The organism is Collinsella sp. AF04-24, assembly GCF_003465685.1.
In the GTDB taxonomy this organism is placed as follows: Bacteria; Actinomycetota; Coriobacteriia; order Coriobacteriales; family Coriobacteriaceae; genus Collinsella; species Collinsella aerofaciens_AP.
The window spans coordinates 203,961-212,448 of the sequence record NZ_QSBK01000001.1 but is presented as its reverse complement, the minus strand read 5'-3'; the positions used below and the strand labels follow the sequence as shown (position 1 = coordinate 212,448).

At 58.7% G+C, this 8,488-nt stretch carries 7 protein-coding genes; 4 read left to right on the top strand and 3 right to left on the bottom strand.

Annotated elements, in window-relative coordinates; genetic code table 11:
- Positions 1-489: 489 nt before the first annotated feature.
- Both DWV32_RS00965 and DWV32_RS00960 read right to left on the bottom strand, forming a co-directional pair.
- Positions 490-1,953 carry a basic amino acid/polyamine antiporter gene (locus tag DWV32_RS00965; RefSeq protein WP_117756912.1) on the bottom strand — a complete coding sequence of 488 codons (1,464 nt, stop codon included), beginning with the start codon at positions 1,951-1,953 and terminating at the stop codon, positions 490-492.
- A 109-nt stretch (positions 1,954-2,062) separates the two neighbouring features.
- Positions 2,063-2,839, bottom strand: a complete 777-nt coding sequence (locus tag DWV32_RS00960) for a dimethylarginine dimethylaminohydrolase family protein (RefSeq protein WP_117583089.1) — start codon at positions 2,837-2,839, stop codon at positions 2,063-2,065.
- Positions 2,840-3,093: 254 nt separating this feature from the next.
- Here DWV32_RS00960 and DWV32_RS00955 point away from each other — a divergent pair, with 254 nt between their 5' ends.
- Positions 3,094-3,744, top strand: coding sequence for a GntR family transcriptional regulator (locus DWV32_RS00955; RefSeq protein ID WP_117756911.1), 651 nt, complete (start codon positions 3,094-3,096; stop codon positions 3,742-3,744).
- Positions 3,745-4,016: 272 nt separating this feature from the next.
- Here DWV32_RS00955 and DWV32_RS00950 read toward each other — a convergent pair whose 3' ends face one another.
- Positions 4,017-4,919: an alpha/beta hydrolase gene (locus tag DWV32_RS00950; protein ID WP_117756910.1), complete on the bottom strand. Its 903-nt coding sequence runs from the start codon at positions 4,917-4,919 to the stop codon at positions 4,017-4,019.
- A gap of 244 nt (positions 4,920-5,163) precedes the next feature.
- Here DWV32_RS00950 and DWV32_RS00945 point away from each other — a divergent pair, with 244 nt between their 5' ends.
- The 3 genes from DWV32_RS00945 to DWV32_RS00935 all read left to right on the top strand — a co-directional run bounded on the left by DWV32_RS00945 (position 5,164) and on the right by DWV32_RS00935 (position 8,353).
- Entirely contained in the window at positions 5,164-5,727 is a 564-nt protein-coding gene (locus DWV32_RS00945; protein WP_233540370.1) for a PTS glucose transporter subunit IIA, read from the top strand.
- A 179-nt stretch (positions 5,728-5,906) separates the two neighbouring features.
- Complete coding sequence (gene asnS / locus DWV32_RS00940; protein WP_117756924.1) at positions 5,907-7,310, top strand: asparagine--tRNA ligase; 1,404 nt, start codon at positions 5,907-5,909, stop codon at positions 7,308-7,310.
- 257 nt (positions 7,311-7,567) lie between these two features.
- On the top strand, positions 7,568-8,353 hold the full coding sequence (locus DWV32_RS00935; RefSeq protein ID WP_117756909.1) for a hypothetical protein: 786 nt from the start codon (positions 7,568-7,570) through the stop codon (positions 8,351-8,353).
- The last annotated feature ends 135 nt before the right edge of the window (positions 8,354-8,488 follow it).

The window sequence follows — 8,488 nt, the reverse complement described above, 5'->3', positions numbered from 1 at the left end:
TCCGGTTCGACGAACAGCCGATCGTGTCAAATGTGGTCTAACAGAGCCTTTTGAAATGGCCATCTAGTCTACTTTGCTGCGAGACGGCTTGCCCAGAAACTGCAAGCACATAACGACGTTCAACCAACAGATTGCTGCAAGGAGGACAAGCGTGCAAGGGGGGGCAGATTACATTTGGCACCACTTGCGCCAACGGACGGGATGCGGAGCGACTGTGCAGGTGGATTCCGGATCGCCGCTTCCTCCGTCCCCCAGCGAATCAAAACAAGTTGCGGTGGAATAGTTCCTGTTTGATGCTTTAACCAGCAAAAACAGGAACTATTTCGCCGCAACAGCAAAAGCCCGCGCTGGCAACAAATGTCACCTGCGCGGGCTTGGTGGGCGCTCACAAAGGCACGTTACAGAGGCCCACGTCAGTTATGGATTACCGAACGGCACCGGCACGCGACGCCTCCGTCGGCTTACCAAGCGATGAAGCTTGCCGCAGTCTTAGACTATCGGCGCAATGCCGGCAAAGTGCAGATACAGCGAGATGACCGCCACGACAATGACCACCGCTGCGATCAGCTTGTCGTGCAGGTGCGGAAGTACCGGCTTACCGCGACCTCGCTCGCCCAGCATATAAACGGGAATGGCCGGAGCAAAAAGGATCGTCGTGATCATGACGCCCTGGAGGCCCGTCGACCACACAAGGAACAATGTGTAAATGAAGCCGAGCGTGCCGAAGAATCGCGCCTTGCCGACGCTTGGCGCATGCGGTCCGTCCAGATGCTCCTTCTTCCAACCAATCACCATGTAATAGGCAGCCGAGCAGACATACGGAACCAGAATCGTGTTGACTGCGCAGCTATAGAAGAACTGGTAGGTGCTCGCCGCCACATACGACACGATCAAGAAGAGCTGCGTAATGCCGGAGCTCACGAGAACCGTTACCACCGGGGCGTCGTGCTTGTTCGTCTTGGCAAACGCCAGAGGGAAGGATCCCTGGCGCGCCGCCTCGAACGGCGTCTCGGACGCAATGATGACATAGCCCAGCAGCGCGCCGACCAACGAAAGGATAACGCCAAGGTTTACGATGGCAGCACCAACCGGACCGATTGCGCACTCGAGAATTCCCGCCATGGAGGGCGTTGCAAGCTGTGCCATCTCCTCGCGCGGCATAATGCCGAGCGACAGCATCGAGATGATCAGATACAGCGTGAATACAGCCGCAAATCCGAGCGCCGTCGAGCGGCCGACGTCACGCACGTACTTAGCACGGCCCGAGATAACGACAGCGCCCTCGATGCCCGTGAAGACCCAGACAAGGGCAATCATGGTCGAGACAACCTGCTCGCCAAAGCCAGGACCAGCCGGCTCTCCCCAGAAGTTGTCCATAAAGATATCGACGTTGAACTTACCCAGGAGCACGATACTCAGCACAAAGAGCCCCAACGGCACCAGCTTCGCCAACGTGACGATTGTGTTAATGCCCGCAGCCTCCTTAACGCCACGAAGCACAAGGGCGGTAAGGAACCACAAAAACACGCTGGCGCAGACGATAGAAAGCAGGTTGTTACCCGCGCCAAACGCGGGGAAGAAATAGCCCAGCGCGCTAAACAGCAAGAGCGCAAAGCTCACGTTGGAAAGACATGCGCTGATCCAGTAGCCCCAAGCGGAGTTGAATCCAATGTAATCGCCAAAACCGGCCGCAGCGTATGCATAGATGCCGCCGGTCAGGTCGGGACGGGCCTGAGACAAACCGTTGAACACCATCATCAGCGCAAAGACGCCAATAAAGCAAATTCCCCACGAGACGATAACCGCACCGGTATTTGCCCCGCCTGCTGCCATATCGCCGGCAAGCGAAAAGATGCCGCCACAAATACTGGCGGTAATAACCATCATGGTCAGACGAAAGAGATCGAGGCCATTAGGGTCGATAATCTCTTCATTTTGAGCTTTAGAGGCCATTGTATGTGCACCCCCTTCATCATGTGATCGAACGAAAGATGGCCCGGACGTCCCGAATCGGGTGCCGGGCCATCGGTCAAGCGATCATCAGACTGTTACAGCTATCGCGTTAGAAGCGCAGCGACAGGCAAGAAAGGCCGCCGTCGACCTTGCGATACTCGGAGGTGTCAACGACGAGTGTCTTGTAGCCCAGATCCTGCACGGCCTTGAGCACAGTCGGATAGCCCTCGGCAACGATGACCGTACCGTTGACCCAGATGCAGTTTGCGCCGTACGCCTCGTCCTCGGGCACGACGATCTTGTTGTACTGGGCAAAGTCGGGCTTATCGATGAACTCACCAGAGACGAGCATGTTGTTGTCCTCGATGTAGTTGACGCCCGTCTTGAGGTGCAGGACCTCCTCCAGCGGAACCTCAGAACCCTCGAGGCCCCAGCCCTCGAGAATCTCGCAGAACTGGCGAATGCCCTCTTCGTTGGTACGAGCGGAGCGACCGACGTAGAAATGGTCACCGACCATCATGACGTCGCCGCCGTCAAGCGTGCCCGGAGAAACGATGTGCTTGACATGCTCGTCGTCAAAGAAGCGACGGACGGCCGGCTCAATCTCGTCCTTCTCGCCGTTGCGGCTATCGGCGCCGGGGTTGGTAATGATGGCGCCGCAGCGAGTGATAACGGCCGGATCTTCGACGAAGCAGCTGTCGGGATACTGCTCGAGTGCCGGCAGCACCGACACGTCAACGCCGCACTGCTCGAGTGCGTGCTCGTAATCGTAATGCTCCTCGATAGCGCGCTCGTAGATGGGCTGGCCAAGCTCGGGAGCGCTCGTGATGCCATTGCTCAGGGACTTGCCGGGACGACGGATGATGACGTGGCTGAACTTGGTCATGATGATCCTCCTTGGATCTCATAGTACTGAGCGGACTTCCTTGCGTCCGCCTTCCTTCCGATGGCTTTATCTTAGGGTGTCTTTGCTGTTTTGTATATTGCATACAATCCCGAACGGTAGATAATCCTCGGTAAGCGTATTCCTGCTTATCGGCGCAAAGTAGCACGATTTAGCTGGTCGTTCTATAATTCGACTGAGCTATTCAAGCGAAACGTATTTAATTTTAGAAATATACCGTTAAGGAACACAAGCTCATGGAAACGCTCAGAAGGCCCCTGAAGGACCACGTATACGACTATATTTCGAGCCGTATTGACGCCGGCGAGTTGTCCGCCGGCGACCGGCTGAGCGAGCAAGCGATCTGCGATGCCATGGGCGTGTCGCGCACGCCGGTCCGCGAGGCGCTCATCCAGCTGGCAAGCGATGGCTACCTGGACAATCTCCCCCGCCGCGGATTCCGCGTCCGTGGGTTCGATCAGCAAAACGCCGTTGAAGTCTTTGAGATTATGGGGCCGCTCGACGGGCAGGCCGCATATCTCGCCTGTCCGAACCTAACCGACGATGACATTACGCAGCTTAAATTTCTCGTCGGCTCCATGGACCTCGCGATCCAAGGCGGCCTCATCCGTAAGTACGACGACATTCAGCGAGACTTTCACCTTACGTACTTCAACCGCTGCGGCAACGACCGTCTGCGCGACATGATCTCGCAACTCGAGCGCTGCTTTATCAAGCGCGATTACGAGACTGTCGACCAAGAGACGGCGTGCAAACTGCTCAATAAAGCCAACAGCGAACATGCTCATATTCTTGAGTTGTTCGAAGCACGAGATGCGACGGGCGTGCGCGACTACGTTCGCGATGTCCATTGGAACACGGAAAACGCCCAGTTCACCGTCTGGTAGGAAAGCAACAAGGGACGACGTCGGTCTTAGACCTTAGCGCCAGCACCGCCCAAACTGATCCGCTTTCCTCCGTCCCCGAGGGATCATTCTTTTGGCAGCCAAGACAACGCCGATGTTTTGGCGCAGACAGCGAAAGCCCGTCAGAGCGAGCAAGGTGCCTTGAAACGAGACGGCATTGACCTTCTGTTCATGCCGCCGAAGTTGAAAGGCAGATTGCCGCTCTGGCGGGCTTGCAGCGTCAAGTGGTTACGGCGTTTGGTAAAACGCCGTAACTAAAACCTGTGGCGTTCCAGGAAGCGGAAGGCCAGGCGGATCCAGGGACGGACGGAAACCTGCTTGTCCTCGTTGTCGACCGCGGTATTGGCGTTGCCGAGCGAAAGGCCGTGACCGCCCTGGTCAAAGACGTGCATCTCGCATGCAACGCCCTCCTCGGCCATGCGCTGCGCAAACGGATAGACCTGCGCGATCGGCGCCGTCTTGTCGTCGGACACGCCCCATACAAAGGTCGGTGGCATCTGACGCGAAACATGCGTGGTGGGGCAGATGTCGGCCAGATGCTCGTCAGTTGCCTCGCCGCCCGTCACCATCGACAGGTAGTCGTTGAGCAAATCGCGCCCCGTCTTGCCGCCCGTCTTGGGCACACGCAAGTCAATGCGCGGATCGCGCGTCTGCATGTCGCGCACATAGGCAAAGTCGAGCAATGGATAGCCCAGCACCACGGCATCGGGACGAATGTCGTCCGGACGCGCCCCGGCAAGTGCCGCGAAGGGGCCGGTCTTCCACTGTGTTGCCAGCGAGGCGCAAATCATGCCGCCAGCAGAAAAGCCCACGACGCACACGCGTTTGGGATCGACATGCCACTCGTCGGCATTCGCACGCACCGTGGCGACCATCTTGGCAAGATCTGCCTGCGGGTGCGGAAAACTTACGTCACCCGTGCCGCTCGTCACATAGTTGAGCACAAAGGCCTGGTAGCCGTGATCCAAAAACGCAAACGCCACGGGATCCTGCTCATGCGGAGCGATATGCGTAAACGCACCTCCGCCGCAGATAATCACGGCAGGGCGACGGCCATTCGGTTTATCGGGCAGCGGCTCGGCACCCAGATACGTAAAGGTCGCCGGATAATCCTCGGTCGGTTCCTCGCCCCACAGCGCATGGTTCTCGACAATCATATGTGCTCCCTTCGCGCAAATTATGCGCACTCTTTTTTCGCATCTAAGCGTACCCCAGTTGGGTGCAGGACGCAGAAACTCTCCGGCAATAAGTTTCCCTCCAACTGATATATCACATAATCCCAGCTCAGAGGTATCGCTGAGCAGCGTAGAATAGGGGGCGTTGACCAAGCCGCGAAACACATATGAAACGTTTCCGGCAAACCAGACGCGCGATATGCGCCTATTTAAGTTGGAGGCAACTATGGGTCTGCTCGATTCGCTTAAGTCCACCTTCACCTCGACCGGCGAGGCGTCCGTTCCGCCCGCAGCAAGCTTCGCCACCCGCGAAGGCGTCATCTATGCCCCCGTCAACGGCGTGCTCGTCAACCTGGACGAAGTTCCCGACGAGACGATCGCCTCGGGCATGCTTGGCCAGGGCTATGGCATCGAGCCCATTACCGACACCATCTATGCGCCCGCCAACGGCCGCATCGGCGCCACCACTGTCACCAACCACTCCATTGGCATGATCACCGAGGACGGTCTTCGCGTGTTCATCCATGTTGGCCTGGGCACCGTGGAAATGAACGGCAAGGGTTTTGCCCGCTTTGTCGAGATGGGCGATGTGGTCAAGGCAGGCCAGCCGCTCATCAGCTTCGACCGCGAGGCCATTAAGGCCGCTGGTCACGAGGACATCGTGACCGTCATCGTCTCCGAGCTCGATCGCCTTAAGAGCATCGACCATGTCGGCGAGTCTGGAACGCTTATCGGCGGCAACCCGCTCGTCAAGCTTGGCGACCCGCTGCTGGTGGCCAAGACCAAGTAGTCGCGCCCCGCGCCGCACAACAAATAGACAACACGCCAAGCGCCCACGGTCATTTCGCCGTGGGCGCTTTTCATTTGAAAACGTCCCGTCAATGCCTTATCCGTATAGTCCAAATGAGCCGAGCTGCTAGAATATCGAACTGTATGGATAACTATCATTCAACCGTTATGGGAGGATACGTGAACCGCACCAAAATCGCGCAGCTCTATGCCGATGCCGAGTCGCTCGGCGGCCAGACTGTCACCGTCGCCGGCTGGGTCAAGTCCGTCCGCGACATGAAGAACTTTGGCTTTGTTACGCTCAACGACGGCAGCTGCTTCCGCGACCTGCAGGTCGTCATGAACCGCGAGGCGCTCGACAACTACGACGAGATCGCCCACCAAAATGTCTCGGCCGCACTCATTTGCACCGGCACCGTCAAACTGACCCCCGATGCGCCCCAGCCCTTCGAGCTTTCTGCCACCTCCATCGAGGTCGAGGGCACGAGCGCCCCGGATTACCCGCTGCAGAAGAAGCGCGCAACCGTCGAGTTCCTGCGCACCCAGCAGCATCTGCGCCCGCGCACCAACCTGTTCCGCGCCGTGTTCCGCATCCGCTCTGTCGCGGCTGCCGCTATCCACCGCTTCTTCCAGGAGCAGGGATTTGTCTATGTCAACACCCCCATCATCACCACGAGTGACTGCGAGGGCGCCGGCGAGATGTTCCGCGTGACCACGCTCGACCCCAAAAATCCGCCCCTCACCGAGTCCGGCGAGGTCGACTGGAGCCAGGACTTCTTTGGCAAGCATGCGAGCCTCACCGTGTCCGGCCAGCTCAATGCCGAGAACTTTGCCATGGCCTTTGGCGACGTGTACACCTTTGGCCCCACCTTCCGTGCCGAAAACTCCAACACCACGCGCCACGCCGCCGAGTTTTGGATGATCGAGCCCGAGATGGCCTTTGCCGACCTTAACGACTACATGGATAACGCCGAGGCCATGCTCAAGTACGTCCTCAAGGACGTTATGGCAACCTGCCCCGACGAGCTCAATATGCTCAACAAGTTTGTGGACAAGGGTCTGCTCGAGCGCCTAGACCACGTGGCAAACTCCGACTTCGCCCGCGTCACCTATACCGAGGCCGTCGAAATCCTGGAGCAGGCCGTCGCCTCCGGTCACAAGTTTGACTACCCCGTGAGCTGGGGCATCGACCTGCAGACCGAGCACGAGCGCTTCCTGACCGAGGAGCACTTTAAGCGCCCGACCTTCGTGACCGACTACCCAGCCGAGATCAAGGCGTTCTACATGCGCATGAACGAAGACGGCAAGACCGTCGCCGCCGCCGACTGCCTGGTTCCCGGTATCGGCGAGATTATCGGCGGCTCCCAGCGCGAGGAGCGCCTGGATCTGCTCGAGGCCCGCATCAAGGACCTGGGCATGAATCCCGAGCAGTACAAGTACTACCTTGACCTGCGCCGTTACGGTTCCTGCAAGCACGCCGGCTACGGTCTGGGCTTCGAGCGCTTGGTCATGTATCTGACCGGCGTGGGCAACATCCGCGACGTCCTGCCGCACCCGCGCACCGTGGGCAACGCCGACTTCTAATCGTCGGACGCTAGCTCGCGTCGCCACACGCCAACGCTCATCGCACAAGCGCCTCTCGACATCGGTCGAGAGGCGCTTTTTTCAACAGCATCCGTCAAGCTTTTGGCAAGTTTTTGGTCAGTTGAGCAGGGCTGTTGAAAACTCGACCCGCCGTTTGCCGACGACTACCGACCGCCCAGAGCGCCCTGCGCCCCTGGGAAAGCCCCACGTCCTAGGCTCCATACCGTCGCCACCAAAACGGAAAGGACGTGGGCACTATGACCGAAGCCGCTGTTGAAACCTACGACACCACGACGAGAGGCGCCGCCTCGATGGCGGCCTATCGCGCCGTTCGCATCCTGCAGCTCTTGAGCGAAAACACCGGCGAGGACAAGGCCATGCTTTCCGATGAGTTGATCCGGTGCCTCGCCCATCCCGACGACCCCGCCCGCATGCCCATCTCGGCGGCGCGGCGCAGCATCTACACCGCCATCTCCGCGCTTCGCCATGCCGGATACGAAATTGAGTACAAACGCGGCGTGGGCTACAAACTTCTTACCCGCCCGCTCACCGATGAAGAGATCATCCGGCTCCACGGTATGGTCATGCGCAACCGCTCCACGCCTATCGCTATCCGCAAGAGCACGGCGCAGCACTTAGTTGCCATGGCGAGCGCCGACGTTCGCGGCTACCTCGACACACCCGAACCCGCTCCAAGCGCAAGCAGCAAGGCTACCAAGGCAACACGCACGCCCATCAAGCGCATCGACACGTGCGAGCTCGTCGAGCAGGCCATCGACCACGGAACCACGGTGAGTTTTGATATTTCGAGCGTCACGACACGCGGCGAAACCGAAGCAGCACGGATGACACTCCGTCCCTTTGCCATCAGGCAGCGCGATGGCATCTCGTATTTGCTGGGAACGGTCTATGACGCCCGAGGCGCCGATGACACGTTGCGCACCGTAGAGATTGGCCGAATGAGAAACGTCACCACACGTCTCCTCGACGGCAAGAAGCTCTTCGCCGCCCTGGACGAGGACGACACCTCCTCCGCCGCATAAGACCCTCCGCCGCCCATTCGACTACCCGTACCGCCCATCCGATTCTGTATTAAAAAACCCGCCAGGCTGTTGTAAAAATGGACATCAGCGCTACTATAGTTCCACTTGCACTTTGTCCCAGTGCAGTGTTTCCAG